General features: G+C 63.8%; 30 protein-coding genes. 8 read left to right on the top strand and 22 right to left on the bottom strand.

All coding sequences use genetic code 11. From position 1 onward, the window contains the following. Positions 1–7: 7 nt before the first annotated feature. Together AAFL97_RS05765 and AAFL97_RS05760 are read right to left on the bottom strand one after the other, a co-directional pair. Entirely contained in the window at positions 8–310 is a 303-nt protein-coding gene (locus AAFL97_RS05765) for a helix-turn-helix domain-containing protein (protein WP_341644102.1), read from the bottom strand. After that, positions 294–677, bottom strand: coding sequence for a type II toxin-antitoxin system RelE/ParE family toxin (locus AAFL97_RS05760; protein WP_341644101.1), 384 nt, complete (start codon positions 675–677; stop codon positions 294–296). The genes AAFL97_RS05765 and AAFL97_RS05760 overlap by 17 nt, the downstream gene beginning before the upstream one ends. Before the next feature lie 48 nt (positions 678–725). On the opposite strand from AAFL97_RS05760, the gene AAFL97_RS05755 reads away from it, so the two are divergent. Continuing rightward, positions 726–878, top strand: a complete 153-nt coding sequence (locus tag AAFL97_RS05755; RefSeq protein ID WP_341644100.1) for a hypothetical protein — start codon at positions 726–728, stop codon at positions 876–878. On the opposite strand, the gene AAFL97_RS05750 is transcribed toward AAFL97_RS05755, so the two are convergent. The 12 genes from AAFL97_RS05750 to AAFL97_RS05695 all read right to left on the bottom strand — a co-directional run bounded on the left by AAFL97_RS05750 (position 850) and on the right by AAFL97_RS05695 (position 11972). Beyond that, entirely contained in the window at positions 850–1611 is a 762-nt protein-coding gene (locus tag AAFL97_RS05750) for an ABC transporter permease (protein WP_341644099.1), read from the bottom strand. The two genes, AAFL97_RS05755 and AAFL97_RS05750, sit on opposite strands and share 29 nt — an antisense overlap. Continuing rightward, positions 1608–2564, bottom strand: a complete 957-nt coding sequence (locus AAFL97_RS05745; protein ID WP_341644098.1) for an ABC transporter ATP-binding protein — start codon at positions 2562–2564, stop codon at positions 1608–1610. The genes AAFL97_RS05750 and AAFL97_RS05745 overlap by 4 nt, the downstream gene beginning before the upstream one ends. Positions 2565–2578: 14 nt before the next feature. After that, positions 2579–3097: an OmpA family protein gene (locus AAFL97_RS05740; protein ID WP_341644097.1), complete on the bottom strand. Its 519-nt coding sequence runs from the start codon at positions 3095–3097 to the stop codon at positions 2579–2581. Further along, positions 3094–4377, bottom strand: coding sequence for a diguanylate cyclase domain-containing protein (locus tag AAFL97_RS05735; protein ID WP_341644096.1), 1284 nt, complete (start codon positions 4375–4377; stop codon positions 3094–3096). Before AAFL97_RS05735 ends, AAFL97_RS05740 begins: the two co-directional genes overlap by 4 nt. Further along, positions 4374–4919 carry a YfiR family protein gene (locus AAFL97_RS05730; protein ID WP_341644095.1) on the bottom strand — a complete coding sequence of 182 codons (546 nt, stop codon included), beginning with the start codon at positions 4917–4919 and terminating at the stop codon, positions 4374–4376. Before AAFL97_RS05730 ends, AAFL97_RS05735 begins: the two co-directional genes overlap by 4 nt. Positions 4920–5136: 217 nt before the next feature. Next, positions 5137–5793 (bottom strand): leucine efflux protein LeuE, encoded by a 657-nt coding sequence (leuE, locus tag AAFL97_RS05725; protein WP_341644094.1) that lies wholly within the window; start codon positions 5791–5793, stop codon positions 5137–5139. 79 nt (positions 5794–5872) lie between these two features. Then, positions 5873–6766, bottom strand: a complete 894-nt coding sequence (locus AAFL97_RS05720) for a toll/interleukin-1 receptor domain-containing protein (RefSeq protein WP_341644093.1) — start codon at positions 6764–6766, stop codon at positions 5873–5875. A gap of 73 nt (positions 6767–6839) precedes the next feature. Next, a complete protein-coding gene (locus AAFL97_RS05715) occupies positions 6840–7727 on the bottom strand; it encodes a DMT family transporter (RefSeq protein ID WP_341644092.1) in 888 nt (295 codons plus the stop codon). A gap of 95 nt (positions 7728–7822) precedes the next feature. After that, positions 7823–9202, bottom strand: coding sequence for an NCS1 family transporter (locus AAFL97_RS05710; RefSeq protein WP_341644091.1), 1380 nt, complete (start codon positions 9200–9202; stop codon positions 7823–7825). 86 nt (positions 9203–9288) lie between these two features. Continuing rightward, positions 9289–10020, bottom strand: a complete 732-nt coding sequence (locus tag AAFL97_RS05705) for an aspartate/glutamate racemase family protein (RefSeq protein WP_341644090.1) — start codon at positions 10018–10020, stop codon at positions 9289–9291. 49 nt (positions 10021–10069) lie between these two features. After that, positions 10070–10825 (bottom strand): GntR family transcriptional regulator, encoded by a 756-nt coding sequence (locus AAFL97_RS05700; protein WP_341644089.1) that lies wholly within the window; start codon positions 10823–10825, stop codon positions 10070–10072. Between the two features lie 205 nt (positions 10826–11030). Continuing rightward, on the bottom strand, positions 11031–11972 hold the full coding sequence (locus AAFL97_RS05695; RefSeq protein ID WP_341644088.1) for a LysR family transcriptional regulator: 942 nt from the start codon (positions 11970–11972) through the stop codon (positions 11031–11033). A 315-nt stretch (positions 11973–12287) separates the two neighbouring features. Here AAFL97_RS05695 and AAFL97_RS05690 point away from each other — a divergent pair, with 315 nt between their 5' ends. From AAFL97_RS05690 to AAFL97_RS05665, 6 genes are all read left to right on the top strand, one after another. Then, positions 12288–13949, top strand: coding sequence for an ABC transporter substrate-binding protein (locus AAFL97_RS05690; protein WP_341644087.1), 1662 nt, complete (start codon positions 12288–12290; stop codon positions 13947–13949). Positions 13950–14046: 97 nt separating this feature from the next. Then, a complete protein-coding gene (locus AAFL97_RS05685) occupies positions 14047–14997 on the top strand; it encodes an ABC transporter permease (protein ID WP_341644086.1) in 951 nt (316 codons plus the stop codon). Next, entirely contained in the window at positions 14994–15887 is an 894-nt protein-coding gene (locus AAFL97_RS05680) for an ABC transporter permease (RefSeq protein ID WP_341644085.1), read from the top strand. The genes AAFL97_RS05685 and AAFL97_RS05680 overlap by 4 nt, the downstream gene beginning before the upstream one ends. Before the next feature lie 15 nt (positions 15888–15902). After that, positions 15903–17024 (top strand): ABC transporter ATP-binding protein, encoded by a 1122-nt coding sequence (locus tag AAFL97_RS05675; RefSeq protein WP_341644084.1) that lies wholly within the window; start codon positions 15903–15905, stop codon positions 17022–17024. Positions 17025–17038: 14 nt separating this feature from the next. Next, on the top strand, positions 17039–18097 hold the full coding sequence (locus AAFL97_RS05670; RefSeq protein ID WP_341644083.1) for an ABC transporter ATP-binding protein: 1059 nt from the start codon (positions 17039–17041) through the stop codon (positions 18095–18097). A 30-nt stretch (positions 18098–18127) separates the two neighbouring features. Next, positions 18128–19315, top strand: coding sequence for an amidase (locus tag AAFL97_RS05665; RefSeq protein WP_341644082.1), 1188 nt, complete (start codon positions 18128–18130; stop codon positions 19313–19315). Between the two features lie 149 nt (positions 19316–19464). Here AAFL97_RS05665 and AAFL97_RS05660 read toward each other — a convergent pair whose 3' ends face one another. The 7 genes from AAFL97_RS05660 to AAFL97_RS05630 form a co-directional block, all read right to left on the bottom strand. After that, positions 19465–20289 carry a hypothetical protein gene (locus AAFL97_RS05660; protein ID WP_341644081.1) on the bottom strand — a complete coding sequence of 275 codons (825 nt, stop codon included), beginning with the start codon at positions 20287–20289 and terminating at the stop codon, positions 19465–19467. A 192-nt stretch (positions 20290–20481) separates the two neighbouring features. Continuing rightward, positions 20482–20955 carry a hypothetical protein gene (locus AAFL97_RS05655; RefSeq protein ID WP_341644080.1) on the bottom strand — a complete coding sequence of 158 codons (474 nt, stop codon included), beginning with the start codon at positions 20953–20955 and terminating at the stop codon, positions 20482–20484. Between the two features lie 191 nt (positions 20956–21146). Beyond that, positions 21147–21548, bottom strand: a complete 402-nt coding sequence (locus tag AAFL97_RS05650; RefSeq protein ID WP_341644079.1) for a hypothetical protein — start codon at positions 21546–21548, stop codon at positions 21147–21149. A gap of 165 nt (positions 21549–21713) precedes the next feature. After that, on the bottom strand, positions 21714–22148 hold the full coding sequence (locus AAFL97_RS05645) for a hypothetical protein (RefSeq protein WP_341644078.1): 435 nt from the start codon (positions 22146–22148) through the stop codon (positions 21714–21716). Between the two features lie 58 nt (positions 22149–22206). Beyond that, a complete protein-coding gene (locus tag AAFL97_RS05640; RefSeq protein WP_341644077.1) occupies positions 22207–22449 on the bottom strand; it encodes a DUF6429 family protein in 243 nt (80 codons plus the stop codon). 116 nt (positions 22450–22565) lie between these two features. Then, positions 22566–23081, bottom strand: coding sequence for an HNH endonuclease (locus tag AAFL97_RS05635; RefSeq protein ID WP_341644076.1), 516 nt, complete (start codon positions 23079–23081; stop codon positions 22566–22568). 452 nt (positions 23082–23533) lie between these two features. Continuing rightward, positions 23534–24052, bottom strand: a complete 519-nt coding sequence (locus AAFL97_RS05630) for a hypothetical protein (protein ID WP_341644075.1) — start codon at positions 24050–24052, stop codon at positions 23534–23536. A gap of 152 nt (positions 24053–24204) precedes the next feature. On the opposite strand from AAFL97_RS05630, the gene AAFL97_RS05625 reads away from it, so the two are divergent. Continuing rightward, positions 24205–25299 carry an IS5 family transposase gene (locus tag AAFL97_RS05625; protein WP_341644074.1) on the top strand — a complete coding sequence of 365 codons (1095 nt, stop codon included), beginning with the start codon at positions 24205–24207 and terminating at the stop codon, positions 25297–25299. Between the two features lie 166 nt (positions 25300–25465). Here the strand turns inward: AAFL97_RS05625 and AAFL97_RS05620 are convergent, their stop codons facing one another. Then, the gene (locus AAFL97_RS05620) at positions 25466–26071 is read right to left on the bottom strand and encodes a hypothetical protein (RefSeq protein WP_341644073.1); all 606 of its coding nucleotides are present in this window, start codon (positions 26069–26071) and stop codon (positions 25466–25468) included. Positions 26072–26092 lie beyond the last annotated feature (21 nt).

Below are 26092 nucleotides of genomic sequence, written 5' to 3'. Positions count from 1 at the left end.
CGCCCGATCAGATGATGGCCTGCAAGCCCTTGTCGGCGATGATGTTCAGCAGCTTTAGAGCCGGCCCAGTGGGGTGGGTTTCGCCTTGTTCCCACTTGCGCACAGTCGATGCCGACGTATGCAGATGAAGTGCAAACACCGGCTGGCTGAACTTCAATCCTTCGCGCAGGCGCTTGATGTCAGCCGGGCCAAACTCCCGCACCGGCGGCGGGCAGATCGCGTCGAACTCGCGCATCGTCACCTTGCTGATCGCTCCGGCTTCATGGAGCGCAGCCAGGTCGCCACGCAGCGATTCAATGATCTTGCTCACAATGCACCTCCACTAAAACACCTGACTTCAATGCCTGCGACAAGGCTTTACCAGATAGTTCCAGAAACACCTTGCCGGCAAATTGGAGCGCCCTCTTCTCGTCCTGCGTGATGTTCGCCTTGTCGCTCTTGGGGAAACCATGCAGGAACACATAGCGGTCCCCCATCCTGGCCGACAGCAACGTGCGATAGCCACCGCTCTTGCCGCCACCTGGGCGGGCCACCCGCTTCTTGTAGAGGAAGCCACCCAAGTCGGCGTCGATCAGACCGTTCTCCATTTCCTTGACCGCCTTGCACAAGGCAGCATCAGGCAACTTCTCTCCCGCCTGCCACCGTGCGAAGTCCTTCCGTTTGAGGATTTGCGTCATCTCGACCTCCAGACTATACCCGAAACGGGCACACTTTTACGCCTCGTCGTGGTACCGCCTCGGAAGAAGCTGCTCGCCACCCACGACAGCGCACGGGCGCTGGTGCTGGCCTCGCTGGAACTGGAGATCGGGCTGGACGAAGTGTTCGAAGGCGTCGACGTCGCCGCGTCCGTCACGGCTTCAGCCGGTAGCCCGTCCTGAACATCCACATCACGATCACGATGAACACCGCCAGGAACAGCAGCGCCATGCCGATGCTGACGCCGACCGCGACGTCGGCGCTGCCGTAGAAGCTCCAGCGGAAGCCGCTGACCAGGTACACCACCGGGTTGAACAGGCTCACCGTCCGCCACAGCGGCGGCAGCATGTCGATGGAGTAGAAGCTGCCGCCGAGGAAGGTCAGCGGCGTGATGACGAGCAGCGGCACCAGTTGCAGCTTCTCGAAGTTGTCCGCCCAGATGCCGAGGATGAAGCCCAGCAGGCTGAAGGTCAGCGCGGTCAGCACGAGGAAGAACAGCATCCACAGCGGATGCTCGATGCGCAGCGGCACGAACAGCGTGGCGGTGGCGAGGATGATCAGGCTCAGCATGATCGCCTTGGTGGCGGCTGCGCCGACGTAGCTGGCGACGATCTCGAAATGCGATATCGGCGCCGACAGCACCTCGTAGATGGTGCGCGAGAACTTCGGGAAGAAGATCGCGAAAGTGGCGTTCGACACGCTCTGCGTCAGCAGGTTGAGCATGATCAGGCCGGGCACGATGAAGGCGCCGTAGCTGACGCCCTCGACTTCCGGAATGTAGCCGCCGATCGCCGAGCCGAAGACGACGAAGTACAACGAGGTGGAAATCACCGGCGCCAGCACGCTCTGCAGCAGCGTGCGGCGGGTGCGGGCCATCTCGAAGTGGTAAATGGCGCGAACGGCCTGCCAGTTCATCGGTACCCTCCCGTCTGGTTCTGCCCGCGCTCGCTGACCAGGCCGACGAAGATGTCTTCCAGCGAACGCTGCTCGGTATGCAGGTCGGCAAAGCCGATGCCCGCGCTGCCCAGGTCGCGCAGCAGCTCGGCGATGGCGGTGTCCTGCCCGCCGCCTTCGCCTTCGTAGTGATACACCAGCTCAGTGCCGCCCTTGCCCAGCACCAGGCCGTAGCGCGCCAGCGCGGGCGGAATCGCCGCCAGCGGCGCAGCCAGCTGCAGCGTCAGGCGCTTGCCGCCGAACTTGCGCATCAGCGCTTCCTTGTCCTCGACCAGGATCAGCTCGCCCTTGCTGATCACGCCCACGCGGTCGGCCATTTCCTCGGCTTCCTCGATGTAGTGGGTGGTCAGGATCACGGTGACGCCGGCGTCGCGCAGGCGGCGGACCAGTTGCCACATGTCGTGGCGCAGTTCGACGTCCACGCCGGCGGTCGGCTCGTCGAGGAACAGGATCTGCGGTTCGTGCGACAACGCCTTGGCGATCAACACCCGCCGCTTCATGCCGCCGGACAGCGACACCAGGCGGGCGTCCTTCTTGCTCCACAGCGACAGCGCCTTCAGCACTTCCTCGATGTAGGCCGGGTTCGCCGGCTTGCCGAACAGGCCACGGCTGAAGCTGACGGTGTTCCACACCGACTCGAAGGCATCGGTGGTCAACTCCTGCGGTACCAGGCCGATCATCGCCCGCGCCGCGCGGTAGTCGCGGATGATGTCGTGGCCGCCCACCGTGACCCGCCCGGCAGTCGGGTTGACCAGGCCGCAGACGATGCTGATCAGCGTGGTCTTGCCGGCGCCGTTCGGCCCCAGCAGGGCGAATATCTCGCCGCGCCGGATGTCCAGGTCCACCTCTTTCAGCGCGGCGAAGCCGCCGGCATAGGTCTTGGAAAGTCCGGCAATGGAAATGATGTGCTGCATGCCCGGCCCGCCGCTCACATCGCCGGCACGATGATGGCCACGCGGCGGTTCTGCGCACGCCCGTCCGCGGTGGCATTGTCGGCGATCGGGCGCATGCTGCCGAAACTGCGGCGGACGATGTTGTCGTGGGGCAGGCCGTGGCGCGCAAGCTCGCGTGCGACGGCGCCGGCCCGCCGCTCCGCCAGCGCCATGTTGTAGTCGGGCGTGCCGGTGTTGTCGGTATGGCCTTCGACGCGCACGGCATCGATGCCGATGATCTTCAGCGTATCGACGACACGCGTGATGATCTCCGAAGCCTCGCCGGAAACCTGGTCGGTATCGGTGTCGAACAGGATCCTGCCGTCCAGGTTCAGGCCCCAGCCATCCTCGGTTTCGACGAACCCCATGCGCTCGAGCGCGGCGATCTGTTCAGCGCTGAGGCCGTGCGTATCGGGCGTCGTCTGGCAGGCCGCGAGCAGCACTGCTGCCGCCAGTGCCAGGAAGCATCGGACCAGGAAACAGCCTGGGCCGGAGCGGACAACGGGGTGATTCATTCGCTTGACTCTCCGTGGTTGAGGCAATGACGGGCATCGGGACCGAAGATCCGGTACTGCCCGCGCCCGTTCTGTTTCGCGGCGTACATCGCCTGGTCCGCCGCGGTGAGGAGCTGATCCGCAGTCCGCGCATGCTCCGGGTACAGGGCGATGCCGATGCTGACGGCAGGCGCCACCCGCGCTTCACCGATTTCGAGCGGCGCCGCCATCGCCGCCAGGATCTTGTCGGCCACCAGGACGGCATCATCGACGTCGCGCACCGAATCCAGCAGCACCGTAAATTCGTCGCCGCCCAGGCGGGCGACGAGGTCGGTGTCGCGGATGCAGTTGCGGATGCGATCTGCGACTTCCACCAGCAGCGCATCGCCGGCGGCATGGCCGTACTGGTCATTGACCTGCTTGAAGCGGTCGTTGTCCAGGTACAGCACGCCGACCTTGCCGCCCGAGTCACAGGCCTCGTCCAGCGCCTTCTCCAGCCGTTCGATGAAGCCGCGCCGGTTGGCCAGGCCGGTCAGGCCATCGCGCAGCGCAAGCTGGGACAAGGTCTGGTTCGCCACTTCCAGGCTGGACTGGCGCGCGATCAGTTCGACGTTGCGGGCATGCAGTTCGGCGAACAAGGCGTTGAAGTCCTTGCCGAGCTGGTCGAATTCGACAATGTCCAGCGGCGGCACGCGGCGGTTGAAGTCCTGCTGCAGCCGGGCACCGTGGGTGGCCGAGGCGAGCGCCTCGAGCTGAGCGATGATGCGCTGCGACATCCGCCCCGCCAGGCGGCTCGCGGCATAAAAGAACAGCGCGATGCTGCCCAGGCCGATGCCGACGGCCTGCAGCGTGTAGATGATGAACCGCGCACCGTTGCCATGCACCACCACGTTGCCGATGTGCTTGCTGCCGGAGCGGATCTCGGCAGCGATGGGTTCGGGGAACAGCAGGCGCCCGGCGGCTTCGTCGAAATGGCCGAGCATGCCGCTGCCGCGGTATCGGTGCCTGGCCAGCGTGCGCCCGTCCACCGTGCTGACGCTGGCCTCCCTGAGCTGTTCGCGCTCGGCGATCTGCAGCAGGATCTCGGCAGCGGTCCGCTGGTCCTCGAAGAGGACGGCAGCCTCGGCGGAGTAGGCGATGGTGCGCGCGACGAGTTGCAGATGCTGTTCGAGCTGCCCCCTCAGCGTGATCAGGGTCAGGATGAACAGCGCCATGCCGGCCAGCGTGATGGCCAGCACGGTCGAGTCCGTGTACATCCGGCGCAAGGCCTGGAAAAGAGTGGTCCGTTTGATGCTCGTCATGGATGGTTCGGCAACTGCTCGGTCAGCCGCAGGACTTGGGGATTGACGCGCAGCCCGCTGCGGGAGATGGCATCGAGGTTGGCCGCGAAGTTCTTCCTGTCGGGACGGTCGTCCAGGCAGAACATGCCGCCGAAGGAACAGAAATCGTGCTCTTCGCCGATCGTGAGCACTGGCCTGCCGGTGAGCAGCTTGATCAGTGAGGTCAGGTGTTCCGGCGACAGCTTGCCGACGTACAGCACGTCGCAGTGCTCCGCGGCGTCCTCGGCGGTGACCGCCTCATGCACGTCGACGCCGTACTCCGGCCTGTGTCCATCGCCTGCACCATGCAGCGTGCCACCATGCTCGCTGTCGCCGATGAGGCAGAGCCGCAAGGCCTGGGGCGGCTCGGGCCAGCGCGTGTAGCCGATGATCCCCCACACGATGGCGGCAGTACTCAGTTGCCGGCCTGCCGACGCATCCGGCTCGTCCTGGGCATGGACGCACCAGCCACTGCTCGCGAGCGGCACGGCCACCAGGCAGTAGATGATCAGCTTGCGTAACATGTTGGTGTTTCCATCGGGAGTCGACCGCCAGGTGGCCACGTCGGGCATCAGCGGCGGTTCCGGACCTCGGTGCAAACCAGCATGTGCCGGCCGTGATTCTAGCCCGAAGCGCCCCTGCGGTCGCGGCAAACGCGATTCCACGGGCATCGATGGTCGAAGCGAATGCACTTTTCCCTGAAGCTGCAGGCGCGATGCAGCGGGCCCGTACGCGGGCCCGTCAACCCAGCGTCGCCGTCGCCAGCTTGGCGCCGAAGCCGATGAACACGCCGCCCACGCCTGCGGTGGCACCGGCCGCCGCGCGGCGATGGCGGCGGAAGTGGGCCGCGAGCCTGGCGCCCGAGAAGATCAGCACCGACAGATAGAGCACGCTGCAGATCTGCACGATGACGCCGAGGATCACGAAGGACAGCCCCGGGTGGGCATAGGCCGGATCGACGAACTGGATGAAGAAGGAAACGAAGAACAGGATGGCCTTCGGATTCATCAGGCTGATGATGAGCGCGGTGCGGAAAGGATGCGGCGTGCCGCTCACCTGGGGATGGCCGGTCACGGCCTCGGCTTCGTCGCCGCGCCGCCAGGCGGCCAGGCTGGCGCGCAGCAGGCCGATTCCCACCCAGGCCAGGTAGGCCGCACCGGCATACTTGATCGCCATGAACAGCTCGGGCGTGGCGCGCAGCAGCGAAGCCATGCCCAGCACGGCGAGCAGCATCAGGATGGTGTCGCCGACGAAGATGCCGAGGGCGCCGCGATAGCCCGCCGCCACACCCCAGCGCGAAGCCGTCGCCATGACGTAGAGCGAGTTCGGGCCGGGCAGCAGCACGATGAAGATGGTGCCGAGGATGAAGGTGCTCAGGTCGGTGATGCCGTAAAACATGGCCGCATTCGCAGGCAGATGGGAAGCCCGTCACTTTGCCACGCAACTCACCGTCGAGCCAGCGGGACGCGCTTGCCCTTCAGCGGCGCACGGCGACGAATTCGAGCGGCGCATCCACGCTGCTGCCGCGCTGGATCTGCAGCCGCACGTGCAGGGCATCGCCATCGACCCAGGCCTCGTAGTGCTGCACCATGCCCTGCACCGCGTCGCCGCCGGCAATGGACTCGGCGCGGGTGGCGAAGCGCAGCCGGCCGTCACGCCAGTTCGCCTCTTCGATCAGGCGCGGAACACCGAGGAAGCTTGCGCTGCCCTCGACCGTGTCGCCGTCCGCGACGAGATCGAAGCGCTCCCGCAGCTCGACGTTCCACGGGTAGCTCACGTCGGCCTCCCACACCCCCTGCATCGATTGCGGGCCCGGGCCGGAAGATCCGCTCCACAGCCAGGCCGCGGCAAGCGTGCCGGCCAGCGCGGCAGCAGCAGCCGTCGCCGGCCAGCGCCGCCGGCGCGGCGCCGGGACGGCCAGCCACTGCTCGAGGGCGGCATGCAGCCGCTGCAGGTCGGCCGCCCACGACGCATCGCCGAGCGACAGCGCATGGCGGTTCGCCAGCCCGCGCAGCGACGGCGGCAATGCCTCCACCGCCGGCATCGTCGCGCCTCCCACCAGCACCGGCACCACCGGCTTGCCGGAAGCCAGCGCGCACTCGATTTCGCGCCGCACGTAATCGTCGGCGCGGTCGAGCCTGCGCTCGCCGTCCCGGCTGGCAGCGAGCCAGCCCGGGCCGATGACCACCAGCACGGCCTCGACCTGCCGCAGGCTGTGCTCGATGGCGAGCTCGAAATCGGCGCCGGGCCGGATGTCGTCGACGTCGCGGAACACGCTGCCGACCCCCAGCCGCTGCTCGAGCGCATCGGTCAGCCGGCCGGCGAAGCCGGCGCTGTCGTCACGGCGATAGGAAACGAACAGGCTGGGCACGGGCGTTCAGCGGAAGTGGGCCACGCTTGCATTCAAGCACGCGGATGGAAGGCCGGCCACCTCCGGCTGCATCTCAGCCCGCCGGCCGGCGCGACTGCCACAGCGACCACAGGCTGGTCAGCGCCAACGCGCCGCCGATCAGCAGCATGCCGGCGAACTCGGCCGTCGACGGCCGCTCGCCCAATTCGATCCAGCCCGCCAGCACGCCGATCATCGGAATGCCGAGCGCCGACAGGCCGGCCATGCCCGCCGACAGATGCTGCAGGATGTAGAGCCACAGCAGCCAGGCCAGGCCGGTGGCGAACACCGCATTGAAGGCCAGCGCGCCGTAGAAGTAGGGCGTGGGGTCGATCGGCCGCGACGGCAGCAGCAGCGCGACGATGCACAGCGCCAGCGCGCCGAACAGCATCTGCCAGGCGGTCAGTGCCAGCAGGTCGAAATCGTGGTCGCGCCGCAGGCGTTTGGCGAGGATGGCCGACAGCGCCCAGGTCAGGCCGCCGCCGACCGCGAGCAGGTTGCTGAACAGGCTGCTGTGCATCGCCCAGGGCTCGAGGATCATCACCAGGCCGCCGGCGGCAATGGCCAGGGCCAGCCACTGTATGCCGCGGATGCGCTCGCCCAGCGCCCACCAGGCCATCGGGATCACCCAGAAGGGCATGGTGTAGACCAGCACCGCCGTCTTGCCCGCGCCGCCGGCCACCAGCGCCCACTGGATCAGCGCGGTGAATGCGCCCGTCTGCACGATACCGAGCATCGCCACCCGCGGCATCGCGGCCAGCTTCAGCGGCTTGCGCAGCCCCGCCAGCACCAGGAACAGCGTCGCCGCACCCAGCAAGGTGCGGATGGCGGAAAAATCGAAAGGATCGACGTACTGGATGACCTGCTTCATCACCACCCAGTTGTAGCCCCAGATGCCCGACAGCAGGAACAGGGCAAGGATCGCCAGACGTGAGGATTGCATTGCATTCGACCTGAAAAAGGAAGACGCGGGCACCCGCAGAGCGCCCGCGCCGGCAGGAGGCGATGGCCGGCACGCTGCTGTGCCGGCCATCGTGTTCAGTTTTCGAGGAAGCGCTTGCAAGCGCTCCAGTTGTTCATCAGCAGCCAGTAGCACAGGCCGGCCGGGATCAGGCTGGCGTACCACGACACCGACGAGAAGCTCAGCGCCACGGCCGCGCCCACCAGCGAGGCGATGATGCCCGCGTAATTGACGCCGCGATAGGGGCCGTTTTCGTCGTAGAGCTTGGCCAGGTTCAGGTTGCGGCGGCGGATGAAGTAGTAGTCGACCACCAGCACCGCGAAGATCGGGCCGAGGAAGGCCGAATAGGTCTGCACGAAGATCTGCAGGCCGGCGGCCGACTCGTCCTTGACCAGTTCCCACGGGAAGGTGCCGAAGGCGAGCAGGCCGACGATGACCGCCGAGCTGCGGAAGGACAGCTTGAACACGTCCATCAGCACGTAGGTGGGCGGCACGACGTTGTTGAGCACGTTGGTCGTGACCTGGGCGAAGGTGATGAACAGCAGCGTCGCGATCAGCAGCGGCTTGTTGTCGACCGCGCTGGAGAACACCTGGATCGGATCGGCCACGCCGGTGGCACCCGACACCATCAGCCCGATCAGGCCCATGAACAGCGTGCAAGGCAGGATGGACATGGCGTAGATCGTCGTCAGCGGACCGCGCCGGACGCCGCGCTCGAGCTCGCGCGAGTAGTCGCTGACGTTGAGCATCATCGTGCTGTAGATGCCCAGGAACAGCATCGTCGCGCCCCAGAACGGCAGCCCCCAGGTGCCCTCGATGTTCACCAGGCGCTCGGTGATGACGTCGCCGTACTTGTCGATGACGCTGAAGAACATGTAGGTCAGCGACACCAGGATGAAGCCGCTGCCGATGTTCTCCAGCCACTTGATGCCCTGGAAGCCGAGCACCGACAGCGCGATCTGCAGCAGTTGGAAGACGACGAACCAGAACACCAGATTGTCGAAGCCCAGCAGCGACACCGACACCGCGTTCAGCGCGCCCGCGCCCACCCAGCTCTGGAAGCCGTACCAGACGATGGCCGGCACCGCGCGCACCAGCCCCGGAAACTTGGTGCCGGAGAAACCGAAGGCGCTGCGCGCCTGCACCACGAAGGGAATGCCGTACTTGTAGCCGGCCGCGCCGTTGATCGCCAATGCGATGCCGATCACGAAGCAGCCGATCGCGATCGCCAGCGTCGCCTGCAGCAGGTTCAGGGTGCCGACGATGCTCGAGCCCATGGCGAAGGTGCCGATCGATACGCAGCCGCCGAACCAGGCCAGCAGGTACGACCATTTGCCCATGATGCGGGTCTGCTGGGGGGCGAGCGACTCCTCGCCGACCGCTTTCGTCTGCGGCGCGGCCTCGCCGGCGCCGGCCTGCCGGCCGGGCGCATGCAGGTGTTCCGTCTTGCTTGTCATTTTTTGCTCCTCCTTCGGTGGGGCGGGCGGCTGCAAGGCCGCATTCGGACGGGGTGCTGCTGCAATGCTCCGTCGGGGACGGATGTTCAGGAACCGAGGTAATCGAAGCGGCCGGTGAAAGGCTTCGGCCGCGGGAAATCGAGATCGCCGAACTTGCTCGTGCCCAGGCCGAGGCCGACCAGCGACTCGGCCAGCTTGACCGCGGCGGTGACCCCCTCGACGATCGGCAGGCCGACCGCCTCGCGGATCTCGTCGGTCAGGTCGGCCATGCCGCCGCAGCCGAGCACGATCGCGCCGATGCCGTCCTCGGCCTTGGCGCGGCGGCATTCGTCGATGATGCGGCCGAGCGCGCAGGCGCCGTCGTCCTCGAGGTCGAGCACCGGAATCTCCGCGGCGCGGACCTTGCGGCAGTGGTGGGCGAAGCCGTAGCTCTGCAGCAGGTGCTCGGCAATGATGCCGGTGCGTCCGAGCGTGGTGACGATCGAGAAGCGGGTGCTGATCAGCGTCGCCAGGTGGAAGGCGGCCTCGGCGATGCCGATCACCGGCGCGCGCGTCAGCTCCCGCGCGGCCATCAGGCCGGGATCGCCGAAGCAGGCGATGATGTAGGCATCAACGCCTTCCTGCTCGCCGCGGCGGATCTCCTCGAGCACGCCGACGGCGCTGATCGCCTCGTCGAAATGGCTCTCGATCGAGACCGGGCCGGCCTCCGGGTTGGTCGCCGAGACATGCGTCGTCGCCGCGGCGACGCGCCTGCCCGCAGCGCCGATCTTGTCGGTCATGCCGGCCGTGGTGTTGGGGTTGATCAATCTGAGGTGCACCGCTCTTCTCCTTGGTGTCGCGGCCGCTGGCGTCCGCAGGGGTTCTCAATCAACACTCGTGACGGTGCCGCCTGGCCACCGCATCCAGAACCGCCCTGAGATCCAGCGCGGCGGGATCTTCCTCGACCAGCACGACGCTGCGCTCGACGCCGAGCAAGTGGCGCTCGACCCAGCTACGCACGCTCTCGGCGTCGCCGGCGGCGATCAGGTCGAGCACTTCGTCGTGCTCGGAATGGCGGCAACTGCCGGCCATCGGCATGCCATGAGTGGCGATCACGAGCGAGGACCGCGACACCAGGCTGGTGAGGATCTCGGTGATGGCCTCGTTCTCGGACATGCGGCTCAGCGCAATGTGGAATTCGCCCGACAGATAAAGCGCCTCGCGCCGATCGCCACGCGCCTCGGCCTCATGCTCGCGGCGCACGATGTCGCGCAAGGCATCGAGCTTGGCCGGCGTCGCCCTGGCAACGACCTGGGCCATCACGCCGCATTCGACGATGCGGCGCGCCGCGAAGACGTCGCGCGCCTCCTTCACCGTCGGCTGGGCGACGGTGGCGCCGCGGTTCATGCGGATGTCGACCAGGTGTTCGTAGGCCAGGCGCTGCAGCACTTTGCGGATGCTGGTGCGGCTGGTGCCGAAAGCCTCGGCGAGCATGTCCTCGGGCAGCTTGGTGCCGGGCTCGAGATGGTTCTCGACGATCGCCGCATAGAGGTTGCGGTAGATCGCCTCGTCCCGGCCGCCGGCAGTCGTGCCTTCCTCGCCCCGCAGCGAACCGAGATCGATCGACGAACGCTTCTTGCCCATGCCCTGTTCTCCGGCGCCGACGCTTCGTGATTGAAGTGAGTCGCGCATTGGATGCAAATCTAGCCGACTTTGTACACAAAACAAGATTATTTTGCATCCATCAAAATATTCTATGAAGCACGACCCGGTGCGCGATGGCGTCGTCCATCTGCGCGGAAACGCCATGGGAATGAAGCGCCACCGGCTCCAGCCGATCGCTGGCGGTTCAGGCGCGGCAGTCGGTCCCGCCCCCGCCGGCATGGCATTCACGCAGGCGGGTGACGAAATGGCGGGCGATGCGCCCGGGCGCGGGGCTGCGTGCAATCGACACCACCCAGTCGCAGCGGTACTGCAGCGTGGCCGACTCGATGCGGCGCAGGACCCCGTCGCGCTCGAACGCAGCCGCGTAATGCTCCGGCAGGAAGCCCAGGTAGCGTCCCGAGCGGATCAGCAGCACGCTGGCCTCCTGGTCGTGCGCACGCGCGGCGGGTTTCAGCCCCAGGCGCCAGAAATGCTCCATGTTGGGCGAGTGGTAGCCGAGGCCGACGAAGTCGGCGGCACGCAGCGCGTCGTCGTCGGGAACCGTGCCGCTGCGCAGCAGCGCATGGTCCGGTGCGCCGTACAAGAGCATGCGCTCCGGGAACAGCGGCCAGCTCAACAGGCTTTCGCTGGCGCGATGGTAGGGGTGGATGCCCGCCTGGAAGCGCCCTTCCAGCAAGCCGGTCTCGATCGCGCTGGCGCCCGCCACATGCACGTCGAACACCACCGCCGGCGCCTCGGCGCCGAAGGCGGCGATGGTCTCGGCCAGCCGGCAGGCCGGATTGGTGACGAACTTGTCGAACACCGCCAGGTTCAGTTCGCCGCGCATGCTGCCGTGCAGCCCGGCCATTTCGCGGCGGAAGCCTTCGACCTGGGCCAGCAGCCGGCGTGCGGCGTCGAGCACGGCGCTGCCTGCCTCGGTAAGCGCGAAACCGGCGCGGCCGCGTTCGCACAGGCGCACGCCCAGCCTCGTTTCCAGGTCCTTCAGGTGGCGGCTGATCACCGAACGGCTGATGTTGAGCCGCAACTCGGCTGCCGCCAGCCCGCCGGACTCGACGATGGCGATGAAGATGCGCAGCAGCCGCAGGTCGGCTTCGGCGAGATTGGTGAGCAGGGCGCGCGGTTTCATGGCGCTTGCCATTGTTCCATGGAATGGCTGGCGCGATTCCGGCACCCACCTCTTCTGCACATGATCGCCCGCCAGACGGCCACCGGACGCCTCGAGCGCGAGACCCCTGCTGCACCGCAATAGCGCAGAAATCTCACCAGATTGGGGCGCGGATGAAATACCGCGGCCGCCATCGCCCATCCGGAACGCATGGCCAGGCAGGCGAACACGTCCGGTTTTCCCCGCATTTGCCGATTTTTCCGCGATGCGGCAAAAACGGGCACGCGGCTTGCGAAAGGAAGCACGACATCAACCACCTCCCGCAAGGAAACCGCCATGTCCGTCCGCCCGCTCCGCCTGCTGCCCACCCTGCTCGGCTGTGGCCTGATCGCGCTCTCCAGCGCCTCCGGCACCGTGCTGGCCCAAGAGAAGGTCCTGCGCATCGGCATGACCGCCGCCGACATCCCGCGCACCCTCGGCCAGCCCGACCAGGGTTTCGAGGGCAACCGCTTCACCGGCATCCCGATGTACGACGCCCTCACCCAGTGGGACCTGTCCAAGGCGGACGAACCCAGCGTGCTGATTCCCGGCCTCGCCACCGAATGGGCGGTCGATGCCAAGGACAAGACCAAGTGGGTGTTCAAGCTGCGCCCCGGCGTCACCTTCCACGACGGCTCGCCGTTCAACGCCGACGCCATCGTCTGGAACGTGCAGAAGGTGCTCGACCAGAGTGCCAGACACTTCGACGCCAGCCAGGTAGGCGTGACCGCCTCGCGCATGCCGACGCTGCGCAGCGCGCGCAAGATCGACGACATGACCGTCGAACTCACCACCTCCGAGCCCGATTCCTTCCTGCCGCTCAACCTGCTGAACCTGTTCATCGCCTCGCCGGCGCACTGGGAAGCCAAGTACGCCGCGGTGCCGGCCAGCGTCACCGACCCGGCCGAGCGCGCCAAGCAGGCCTGGGTGGCCTTCGCCGCCGACGCCTCGGGCACCGGCCCGTTCAAGATGAGCCGCTTCGTGCCGCGCGAACGCCTGGAGATGGTCAAGAACACCGCCTACTGGGACCCGAAGCGCACGCCGACCATCGACCGCGTAGTGCTGATGCCGCTGCCCGAGGCCAACGCCCGTACCGCCGCGCTGCTGTCGGGCCAGGTCGACTGGATCGAAGCGCCGTCGCCGGACGCGATGGAGCAGATCAAGAGCCGCGGCTTCGTCATTCACAGCAACCCGCAGCCGCACGTCTGGCCCTGGCAGCTCTCTTTCGCCGAAGGCTCGCCATGGCTGGACAAGCGCGTGCGCCACGCCGCCAACCTGTGCGTCAATCGCGAGGAACTGCGCGAACTGCTCGGCGGCATGATGGGCATCCCCAAGGGCACGGTCGACCCCGGCCATCCGTGGTGGGGCAACCCGGGCTTCGACATCCGCTACGCGCCGGACGAAGCCCGCAAGCTGATGAGCGAAGCCGGCTACTCGAAGTCCAAGCCGGTCAAGGTCAAGGTGCAGATATCGGCCTCCGGCTCCGGCCAGATGCAGCCGCTGCCGATGAACGAGTACGTGCAGCAGAACCTCAAGGACTGCTTCTTCGACGTCGAATTCGACGTGCTGGAGTGGAACACGCTGTTCACCAACTGGCGGCGCGGCGCCAAGGATGCATCGGCCAACGGCGCCGATGCGATCAACGTCAGCTACGCGTCGATGGACCCCTTCTTCGCCATGGTGCGCTTCGTCAGCACCCAGACCTTCCCGCCGGTCTCCAACAACTGGGGCTTCTTCGGCAACGCGGAGATCGATGCGCTGATCGCCGACGCCCGCACCAGCTTCGACGAGAAGGAGCGTGACGCGGCGCTGGCCAAGCTGCACGCCCGCGTGGTGGAAGAAGCGCCCTTCGTCTGGATCGCCCGCGACGTCGGTCCGCGCGCGATGTCGGCCAAGGTGAAGGGCGTGGTCCAGCCGCAGAGCTGGTTCATCGACATCGCGCCGATGCGCATCGAGTGAGCGCCACGGCCCGCGGCGGCGGCTCCGCGCCGCTGCGGGAATCGACCTGGCGGGCGGCGCGCCTCGCCGCCCTTTCGCCCCCTGTGCGGAGTCCGCGATGATCTTCTACCTGCTCAGACGCATCGTCCACACCGTGCCGATCATGCTCGGCGTGGCCTTCTTCTGTTTCCTGCTGGTGCACATCTCGCCCGGCGACCCGCTGGTCTCCATCCTGCCGCCCGACGCCTCGGTCGAGCTGCAGCGCCAGATGATGACGCTGTACGGCTTCGATCGCTCCTGGATCGAGCAATTCACCAGTTGGCTGTGGCGCGCGCTGCAGGGCGACCTGGGCACCTCGATCGCCACTGGCCGGCCGGTCGCCGAGGAAGTGTTCAAGGCGGTCGGCAACACCCTGATGCTGGCCTGCCTGGCAACCCTGATCGGCTTCCTGCTCGGCAGCCTGTTCGGTTTCGTCGCCGGCTACTTCCGCGATTCGTGGGTCGATCGCGCCGCCTCGATGCTGTCGGTGCTGGGCGTCAGCGTGCCGCACTACTGGCTGGGCATGGTGATGGTGATCGTGTTCTCGGCCTGGCTCGGCTGGCTGCCGCCGACCGGCGCCGGCCCCGGCGGCTCGGACGCCTGGGCCTGGGACTGGGCGCACGTGCAGTACATGATCCTGCCGGCGCTGACGATGTCGGTGATCCCGATGGGCATCATCGCCCGCACCGTGCGCGCGCTGGTGGCCGACATCCTGGCGCAGGAATTCGTCGTCGGCCTCAAGGCCAAGGGCCTCACCGACCTCGGCATCTTCCTGCACGTGGTCAAGAACGCCGCACCGACCGCGCTGGCGGTGATGGGCCTGCAGCTCGGCTACCTGCTGGGCGGCTCGATCCTGATCGAGACGGTGTTCTCCTGGCCCGGCACCGGCTTCCTGCTCAACTCCGCCATCTTCCAGCGCGACCTGCCGCTGCTGCAGGGCACGATCCTGGTGCTGGCGATGTTCTTCGTGCTGCTCAACCTGCTGGTGGATACGCTGCAGACCGCCATCGACCCGAGGATCCAGCGATGACGACGACCACCCTCTCCCCCGCCGCCGCCGCGGTGCCGGCCTACGAACGCTCCGCCGGCTTCTGGAGCGGCGTGCTGAAGAAGCTGGCCCGCGACCCGGTCGCGGTCGGCGCCGCGCTGGTGCTGTTGTTGCTGGTGCTGGTGGCGATCTTCGCGCCGCTGATCACGCCGCACGATCCCTACCAGACCTCGATGCTGAAGCGGCTACGGCCGATCGGCTTCGAGAACTTCCTGCTCGGCACCGACGAGCTGGGCCGCGACATGCTGTCGCGGCTGATGGTGGGCGCGCGGCTGTCACTGTTCATGGGCATCACGCCGGTACTGATCGCCTTCGTGCTCGGCAGCGCGATCGGCATCCTGGCCGGCTACGCCGGCGGCTTCATCAACACCGCGATCATGCGCACCATCGACGTGCTCTACGCCTTTCCGTCGGTGCTGCTGGCGATCGCGCTGTCCGGCGCGCTGGGCGCGGGCATCGGCAACGCGCTGCTGTCGCTCACCATCGTCTTCATCCCGCCGATCGCGCGGGTGGCCGAAAGCGTCACCACCCAGGTGCGCAGCCGCGACTACGTCGAAGCGGCGCGTGCCTCCGGCGCCGGGGCCTTCACCATCGTCCGCGTGCATGTGCTGGGCAACGTGCTGGGGCCGATCTTCGTTTATGCGACCAGCCTGATCGCGGTGTCGATGATCCTCGCCTCCGGCCTGTCCTTCCTCGGCCTCGGCGTGCGTCCTCCCGAGCCCGAATGGGGGCTGATGCTCAACACCCTGCGCACCGCGATCTACACCCAGCCCTGGATTGCGGCGCTGCCGGGCCTGATGATCTTCATCACCTCGATCTCCTTCAACCTCCTGTCCGACAGCCTGCGCTCGGCGATGGACGTCAAGAACTGAGCACGGAGAAACGCCATGAGCATCGGAATGAGCGTCGAACACATTGGCGCAGAAATCGACGGCGACCGCGGCGGCCCGGCCCAGCCGCTGCTGACGGTGAATGGACTGATGAAGCACTTCGAGCTGAAGAAGAGCTTCCTGGAAACGCTGAACGGCGGCGGCAAGGTCGTGCGCGCGGTCGATGGCGTCGATTTCAAGGTGCTGAAAGGCGAAACCCTGGGCGTGGTCGGCGAATCCGGCTGCGGCAAATCGACCACCGCCCGCCTGCTGATGCACCTGATCGCGCCCTCGGCCGGCGATATCGTGTTCGACGGCGAAACCGTGGGCTCCTCCGCGCTGCCGCTGCGCGAATACCACCGCCAGGTGCAGATGGTGTTCCAGGACAGCTATTCCTCGCTGAACCCGCGCCTGACCATCCAGGATTCGATCGCCTTCGGCCCCCAGGTGCACGGCGTGCCGCGGCGCGAAGCCGTCACCCGCGCCCGCGACCTGCTCGCCCGCGTCGGCCTGGAGCCGCGCCGCTTCGCCGAACGCTGGCCGCACGAACTCTCGGGCGGCCAGCGCCAGCGGGTGAACATCGCCCGCGCGCTGGCGAGCGAACCGCGCCTGGTGATCCTCGACGAAGCGGTGTCGGCGCTCGACAAGTCCGTCGAGGCCCAGGTGCTGAACCTGCTGATGGACCTGAAGGACGAATTCGGCCTCACCTACATCTTCATCAGCCACGACCTGCACGTGGTGCGCTACATCTCCGACCGGGTGATGGTGATGTACCTCGGCAAGGTCGCCGAAACCGGCCCGGCCGAAGCGCTGTTCGACGATCCCCGCCACCCCTACACCCGCGCGCTGCTGTCGTCGATGCCGTCGATGGACCCCGACCGCCGCACCGAGGAAGCCCCGCTGGCGGGCGATCCGCCCAACCCGATCGATCCGCCGCCGGGCTGTCGCTTCCACACCCGCTGCCCGCTGGCCGAGACGGTCTGCGCCGAGCGAGTGCCGGTGCTGGCCGAGGCCGGCGGGCGCGAAACCGCCTGTCTGATCCACGAGCCCGGCAGCGGCCATCGCCAGGCCAGGCCGGCCACGGCCCGGCCTGATGCGGCCCAGTCGAACGCGGCCACAGCCCTCGTCGAAGCCGCCTGAAAGGAGCGCCGTCCATGAACCCGTCCTCCAGCACCACACCACCTACCAAGACCAGTCCGCTCGTCGCCGTGCGCGACCTGCGCGTGGTCTTCACCGGCGGCAAGAAGCCGGTTGAAGCCGTCAATGGCGTCGATCTCCAGGTTGCACGCGGCGAATCGGTCGCCCTGATCGGCGAATCCGGCTCCGGCAAGAGCGTCACGCTGCGCAGCCTGCTGCGCCTGCACCCGGAGCGCCGCACGCAGATCAGCGGCCGCATCGACATCGCCGGCCACGACGTGCTTGCGCTCGGCCCCAAGGCCCTGGCCGGCTATCGCGGCAAGGTGGCGTCGATGATCTTCCAGGAGCCGCTGCTGGCGCTCGATCCGGTGTATACCGTCGGCGCGCAGATCGTCGAATCCATCCGCCGCCACGAAGCCGTCAGCAAGGAAGAAGCACGCAAGCGCGCGCTCGAACTGTTCGAACGCGTGCGCATCCCCAGCCCGGCGCGCCGTCTCGACGCCTATCCGCACGAGATGTCCGGCGGCATGCGCCAGCAGGCCATGATCGCGCTGGCGCTGGCCTGCCGGCCGCAGGTGCTGCTGGCCGACGAGCCCACCACCGCGCTCGACGCCACGGTGCAGATCCAGATCCTGCTGCTGCTGCGCGAACTGCAGCGCGAGCTGGGGCTGGCGATCATTTTCGTCACCCACGACATGGGCGCAGCAGTGGAAGTCGCCGACCGCTTCGCGGTGATGTACGGCGGCCGCATCGTCGAGGAAGGCGACACCCGCGACATCATGCGCAACCCGCGCCATCCCTATACCCTGGCGCTGATGCAGGCGCGCGCCGACGGCGCGATGGCCAAAGGCGCGCGGCTGGCCAGCATCCCCGGCTCGCCGCCCGACCTCGCCAACCTGCCGGCAGGCTGCGCCTTCGCCGAACGCTGCGCCTATGCCGAAGCGCCCTGTCACCAGACCCGCCCCGACGCGGTCGAGCTCGGCGACGGCCATCTCGCCCGCTGCCTGCGCACCGACGCCACCGCCGGCGCCATCGTCCGCCTTGCCCATGCGACGCACGATGCTGTGCCGGCCTGAGACCTTCACCCCCTTTTTCGCCACCACGCCATGCTGCTCGAACACGACCCCGCCCACGCCTTCGTCCCCTACCCCGGCGTCGAACTGCCCCACGCCGCCGACGGCCCGCTGGCCGGCCTGACTTTCGCCGTCAAGGATCTGTTCGACGTCGCCAGCTACCCGACCGGCGGCGGCAATCCGCACGTGCTGGCGCTATCCGGCATCAAGACGCAAAACGCGCCCGTGGTGCAGCAATTGCTCGACGCCGGCGCGCGCTGCCTGGGCAAGACCATCACCGACGAACTGGCCTTCTCGATGTCCGGCATCAACGCCCACTTCGGCGCGCCGCTCAACGGCGGCGCGCCCGAGCAGATCACCGGCGGGTCCTCGTCGGGCTCGGCAGCGGCGGTGTCGAACGGCCTGGTCGATTTCGCCCTCGGCTCCGACACCGGCGGCTCGGTGCGCTGCCCCGCCAGCCACTGCGGCCTGTTCGGCCTGCGCCCGACGCACGGCCGCATCAGCCTGGAAGCCTGCCTCGACCTCGCGCCCAGCTTCGACACCTGCGGCTTCTTCACCCGCGACGCCGCCACCTTCGCCCGCGTCGGCAGCGTGCTGCTCGGCGAGGACAGCGCCCCACTGCCCACTTCGCCGCGGCTGCTGAGACCAACCGACGGCTGGGGGCTGCTGGACCCGCAGGTCGTCGACGTCCTGTGCCCGGCCATGGAGCGGGTGGAAACCCTGTTCGGCCGCTCGCTGCCGGTGGAGATGGCCCCCCAAGGCTTCGAGCGCAACTACTGGGCTTTCCGCTACATCCAGGGCCACGAAGCCTGGCAGAGCGACGGCGAGCTGATCGAGAAGCATGGCCTCGTGCTCGGCCCCGGCGTGCGAGAACGCTTCCAGTGGTCGAAGGCGGTCACCGACGCGCAGTGCGAGGAAGCCTGGGCCGTCCGCCGCCAGGTCACGACCGCACTCGCCGAGTTGCTCGGCAGCGACGGCGTGATGGTGCTGCCGACGATGCCCGACGTCGCACCGCTGCGCAGCGCCGACGAAAGCACCCTGGAGGACTACCGCAATAAATCCATCATGCTGCTGAGCCTCGCCGGCCTGTCGGGCTTCCCGCAGCTTTCGATGCCGCTCGCGCGCCGCAACGGCGCTCCGCTCGGCCTGTCGCTGCTCGGGCCAGCAGGCAGCGACCGCAGCCTGATCGCGATGGCGGAGAGAATCGCAGGGCAGAACTGAAACCAGTCAGCACGGCAGCGCTCACCTGTCGCAACGAGCGTTCAGGCCATGTCGCGACGATATTCGATGAGCCGAATGTTTACGACAGGCGGTTGAAAAATCGTAGCCTGCCACGATCAATGCAGCGAATCACAACAATCCGATCAGCATTACCCCTTGGACGACATGGAAAGCGCAATCGCCTTCTCCAGGAGAGCCTGCAGCATCTCCTCCGATGACTGTCCCTTCTTGAAGATGCTCTCGGACAACATCTCGGAATCTTCCTCGGTCGGTTGCTTCAGGAGGGCAAGCGACCCCCATAGGTCCAGCTGTTCTTGGTAGAGGCGGTCGTAGAAGTCCCTGTGTCCGTCTGGATAGGCTGCCTTCTCCACCGGAGACAGCTCATCGAGATAGTCCAGGATACCCTTGTAAAATTCGCGGTTGTCGCCACCGTTCGTTATTTTTGTGGCCAACTTGGTAAAATATACGGAATCCTGATGGGTGAGTTCCCCATAAGCGGCATAGCGCTCCGCATCCGTATAGATTCCCGAGTCATCATAGACAATGGCGCTCAGGTCGTTCCGCGCCATGCCCGAGAATGGATTCGAAAGATGTTTGGGTGGAAGTTGAGAGAGGCCGACAGCATAATCCAATGACTTCTGGCCCAATGCCAAGCGATGGGGATCATCCGTCTTTGGAAGCAAATCTTCCTTCTTATAGTTTCCGCCTGAAATAAGGCTTCCAAATCTAGAAATATCATTCTGTCCTTTTTCATACAGCCCTTTTAATCCGCCCTTGGACATGGACACTTGTCGTTCAGCAGCGCTGCTTTGAACATAAAACGCCTGTGCCGAACTGGATATCGAGACGGTTTCTGCTGTACTCGAACTGGCGTTCTGTGAGGAAGAAATGCCGGTTTTATCCAGGCGCAAACCTCCTTGCGCGGGAGCTTTTTCGGGCATGTTTGCCTGATACGATTTAATCGAGATCTTCATGGCAATCATCCATAAACTAAAGATAAAAGCATAACCATCTCCAACGAAGATGCTTAGGGCTTGATCTCATTTGTGACTTCATACCCACACAAACTTTCAGCTGAAGGAACAATGCCTGCATAAAACCGCTAACACCGCCACTGTGCCGCGAGCAAAAGCGTCTCGCTTTTTCGAGTCAGAACCAGCGGCTTTTTATGCCTGACTCCGACTGGACCATTCATCCCAGTAACCCTGGGAAAGTTCGCTCAGCTCTTCGATCGAATAGCCTTTTCCACCTTCGTCCGTGACTTCGAAGCGGAGACAGTGGAAGCGCAGCTCCCCGCCACAATACGGGAGGCTAGAGGAGTGCTGATTGCAAACAACTTCAATCTCCTCCCCGCTCAGATTGCCCTCGAGTATCTCAAGATCGGCATCAAAGATATCCGGAACATCTGTGAGTACGGCCGAATCCGACTTCATATCACTTGGCCAAGTGGAGAAGCGGACGTTGCTTACCCCAAATAGCCGGACCTTGAACTTCCGAAATCCTGGATTTACTCGCTCTGCCAAGTATTGAATCTCGACTTCCAGCGTCAGATCGTCTCCATCAAGAGCGCAGGCGCTGATCGAGCCATCATGAAAGATGGAGAAGATGTCTCGCACATTCTCCAGACCGTCAATATTCATGGGCATAACGCCTGAATAAGCCGCGTTGCGAAGCAAGATCGGCTGGGGACGCGCTAAAACGTGATTTCATTTACCCAGCCCGCATCGGGACTGATACCAGTTATGCAGCGCTCTTGAGTGGCGAATGATCCCGGATGCGCTGCACTTATCCGGGCTACTTGCTGAAAACGCAGCAGACCCTGGAGGCTGCCTCACGGTTTGCGCCGGCCGTTGAACAGCCTGCGGATGCCGCCGTAGGCAATCATCGCAAAAGACACGATCAGCATCACCGTCGAGGCGAAGATGGCCAGCAGGCTCAGGATGCCGGGCAGGCTGCTTGCCAGGATAATCAGCGGCACCTGCAGCACCAGCAGGAACAGGCCTCGACCGACCGGCCCCTTGTCCCACAGCCGTAGCAGCCACCCTAGGTTGCCCGCCTGCAGCGACCCGCCGCCTTGCTGCTTCAACACCTGGGCCGCTTCGGCATCGGCCATGGCCTCCGACACGTTCTTCGCCGGGCCCACCGGCGGTATTCCGTGAAGATGGCTCTTGAGCCGATCCTGGTGATCTTCAAAACCGCTCATGGCTACCTCCCGACGATTGTTGAGGGACACTCGGTAGTATTGGTTGCCATTGAAATTTCTCCGTTTCGATACCGGATGGTCTGACTTTCGCCTAATGCCCAAGCTCAGGGGCGGGACGCGAGCGTAGTGAGTGGCCCATCCGCTGGAGCGCCCTGTTCGGCATGATACCAGCCACCATAGAGATTCGGTACGCTCTCATGCTGCGTAAAGATGCTTAATGATGGCTTTGGTTGGCGTGCATGCATCAAACAACACCTCGACGTTAGCGCCGCAGGTAAGTGAAAGTACAGCCTTGTTTTTGTGAATTGGCATCCAAGCTGAGACGACCTTGCCTTGATACTCGAAAACGAACTCAAGACGCCCACGATCTTTGACAATGCTCAGACCCGTGATTTGACCTACAGTGAGCTGACCATGAGAAAAGAGTTGAGCGATGCGGGCGAAACGCCAAGCAAGACACACGAATAGGGTCACAGAGATACAGACAGGAAGCAAAATGGGCAGAGGAACTTTAATTTGACGAATTAAGGGAAATATGAAGTGGACTGCCCAAATTATTGGAATACCGACGCAGGCTGCTAGAGCTGGCCAGTCAGTTGCCACAACTTTGCTGATGCTGATTTTCGTCATGCCCAACGCCTGAATTAAGCCACGCCGAGAAGTGGCGTCGGCTTGAATGAATTAATCGTTAGCCGTCACCCTTGGGGCGTGCACCGAACATGCGCTCAGCAATGCTGCGGCCGCGCTCAAGTCCTTCTGGGGTGAGCCAGATTGACTTGGCCTTGCCCCTTGGATCATCAATGAGTCCTTGCGCATGCAGTCGATTCATTACATCGAAGTCAAATCCTTTCCAGGCTCGGCCATCATCGAAGCTAAAAGCAGCGAGGAGCGCAAGAACCGCGTCATCAATACGAGAATCATCGTATTTCATGCTCTATACCTCAAAAATATTGCATTGTTTCAGCGACGGCTAACAGCGAAGCTAACCGGATTGCCGTAGGCAAGTCCGGTTGAGCGAAAGGTTATACCCTTGCTTCGTAAAACATTTCAGCTCCTCTTATTGCCTTCTTCTTGAGCAAAAATTCTTGTTAGCGTTCGACGCTTGATAGCATGATTTTTCATGTATTCGACAGAATCAAGCAGCCCACGCAGATCATATGCCTCAAATAGCATTTTTAGAAGCTTACCCAAAACTAAGCGCGGCACCTCTTGGTCAAGATCAAGTAGCCATTGATAGGGATCTTTCGCCCTTTTTGCGGCGTTGCACGAGCGGCATGCTTTTACCAAATTGTCGATGGTGTCAGGACCACCAATGGAAAGTGGAATGATGTGCTCCCATTCAAGTATGCCTCCAGCACCACAGTAGGCACATGAAACACTTTCTTGCACAAGGAGCTTGTTTTCTCTGAGGATGGCCGATGGTGTCAGCTCTCCTGCGCGAAGCCGCTTATAGGTGTAAGTAACAAAACCATATGCAGCTCGATCACCTCTGGCTGATCCGGCGATCAGCTTGGCATACTCCCAATACAAAAGCTCTCGAACTGTCGCAAATTTCTGGGCCATGCTCATCTGCCGTTGATTATGTGCGCAGCTTAACGCCAGAATTAAGCCGTGCCGCGAAGCGGCATCGGCTTGAATGAATTAGGCGGCATTGTGTGCCAGTGCGTGAGAGCGGAACACAAGAAACGCCAAACGGTGTTTGCAGCTTGCACAGTACAGATCTTGGCTAATACTCGGATTGTCGATCTTGTGTAGAAGCTCAAGCGGGTAGTCCGAGGGAGGCCCTTCTGGCAGGCCCCAGTAATCTGGGAAGTATGAGCCAAAGTCTGCATCACAGAAGTCGCATAGGACAATCTCTTTCCCCCACAATTTGAAGGCGTGGTACTCGTGTTCACCTCGAAGACATTCCCCGAGCTCGCGGGGAGCATGCCCGCAGTCGAAGCAAGGCGCGACGTCAATTGCTTCTAGTGGTGATAAGCAAATGGGACAGTTGGTCATGCCGCCTAACGCCTGAATTAAGCCGCGCCGCGAAGCGGCGTCGGCTTGAATGAATTGTTAGGCCCGACCGGGAAGGTCAGAACCCCAGCGTGGATCAATAACCAAATGAGGATTGCTGCCGCTCCCATTACACCAAAAGAGATACTAGGCTCAAGTTTGAAGAAGCATGCCTTTACACGTGCCCAGCGAGATTGCTCCGCCCTATGAAAATGGTTTGTTAGATCGTAAACGGAGACAGCACTCAGCTTGAACTCCGGGCTGTTGAGCTGGCTCCTAAGAAAGCGATAACGATCTACGTACTTGAACCAGTACTGGTGTCTCATCATCCCCTCAAGAAACCAGTAAAGAATTGATAGTAAAGCGGCTAGTAGCGGCACGGCTGGCGATTTGATGGTGAAAGCAAGGCCTAACGAAGCAATCCAGAGCGTTACAAACAGGTTGCGTCCACGAAATATCAGGTCATCGTATTTGTCGAGCGTCGCTTGAATCAGCGACAGCTCAGTCTTGAGGATCTCGAATTTTTGATCAGCGTCCATGATCTCTTTTCGGGGCCTAACGCCTGAATTAAGCCGCGCCGCGAAGCGGCGTCGGCTTGAATGAATTGTTAGCAGATTGATGCAGAACTCAGTGAACGAACCAAGATAGCATTTGTCATAAAGACGTTCCCGAAACTTCCATCCTGACAGCGATGCGCGGCCAACTTGACCCCCAGTCCTCGATGTTCCATTACTTCTCGCCCGAGTCGCGCGTCCCCCCGGAGCACCCGCTGCGGCGGGTGAAGAAGCTGGCCGACCGAGCGCTCGCCGCCATCTCGGCGGAGCTGGATGTGCTGTATTCGAGCGTGGGACGCCCGTCGATTCCCCCCGAGCGCCTCCTCAAGGGCCAATTGCTGATCGCGCTGTACTCGATTCGCTCGGATCGGCAGTTTTGCGAGCAACTCGACTACAACATCCTCTTTCGTTGGTTTCTCGACATGGATCTGGAGAGCGCCAGCCTCGATCAATCGAACTTCAGCCGCCTTCGCGAACGCCTTGTCGCAACCGACGTGGCACGGCGCTTTTTCGATGAAGTGGTGTGCCTCGCGCGCCGGGAGCACCTGTTGTCGTCGGATCATTTCACTGTCGACGGCACGTTGATTGACGCCTGGGCCTCGTTCAAGAGCTTCAAGCGCAAGGACGGTGAGCCCCCGAAGGACGGCGGCGACGGCACCGGGATGGTCGACTTCAAGGGTGAGAAGCGCTCGAACGCAACGCATCAAAGCACAACCGATCCGGACTCTCGCCTCATGAGAAAGGGCAACGGCCAGCCGGCGAAGCTCAGCTACGGCGGGCATGTGCTCATGGAGAACCGCCACGGGCTGTGCGTCGACATTCTGATCACCGAATCGACGCAGGCCGAACACCGTGCTGCACGATCCCTGCTCACGCGCGCCCGTCGCCGTCGCATTCATCCCAAGACGTTGGCGGCGGACAAGGGTTACAACGTCAAGGATTTCGTCGCGCACCTGCGCGAGCATCAGATTCGTCCGCATATCGCGAGAATTGCTGATCGCAAAACGCCGGGACTTGATGGTCGCACGACCTGCACCGAAGGGTATCGAATCAGCCAGCGAAAGCAAAAACGCGTCGAAGAAATCTTCGGCTGGCTGAAAACCGTCGGCGGATTGCGCAAGACGCGTTTCATTGGACAGGCCAAAACCCAGATGGCGGCCTTCATCTCGGGAGCAGCTTACAACCTTCTGCGAATCGCGAAATTGAGCGGCGCGGGGCTGAAGAATACATGAACGAGGCCGGCGACCGAACCTTTTCGGCATCTCCGAACGACCGCTCCGATAAAACGCATCGCTTCCAAAATTCAGTTTCCGGAACGAAGTCGTCGCGACAATCAAGCCGGCCTCCAACATGGCTGCAGCATTCCGCGTTTTTGCATCACCCTGTTAGGCGCACACGTCATCTCTGAGGTGCTAGCAATGCGTCAAACAACTCGTTTGACCATGAACGCCTATCTTCTATTAGCTTGCGGTATGGCTCGTACCCCCAGCCTCGAAGATCATAGATGATCTCAGCCATAGTCAAGATCTCAGAGAACCCATATGCATCAATGACAGCACGCTTCCCTTCCGGCGTGGCCGCTCCCCATATGAGAATTGCACCGTCTATGGCGAGCTCCTTGCCGCCAACAAATGCCTGTTGCTCCGGACTCTTTGCTGCTGCATCAAGTAAAGCAAAGAAAGCTGCTTTATTGTGATGTGCGAGTTGCTTGATGTCCGATAAAACAAGGTATTTGTAGTTTTGATATTCGATCTCGCACTTCAGTTCGGCGATATAGGACTTCCCTGTCTCTTTATGGCGTAACGTGAAGTCAAGCGTGGCCCCTGCTTTTTCACCTTGTTTCCGAAGCGTGGGACGCCCCAAGTCTTCGTAGGGGCAACGGGGATCGCTGGCCCACATGCGAACAATTTCCTCGGAAAAGATGCCGAAGATACGTGATAAGTACTTGCCACGAGCAACAGGAGCATCAGCCTGCCGAAATATTGAGAGGAAGTGTGAGTCCATGCTTTTTGTGCGCCTAACGCC

Origin of the sequence: Thauera sp. SDU_THAU2 (assembly GCF_038260575.1) — a bacterium.
Classification (GTDB): domain Bacteria; phylum Pseudomonadota; class Gammaproteobacteria; order Burkholderiales; family Rhodocyclaceae; genus Thauera.
Note: the sequence above shows the minus strand (reverse complement) of the source record. Positions and strands in the feature narration are given on the sequence as shown.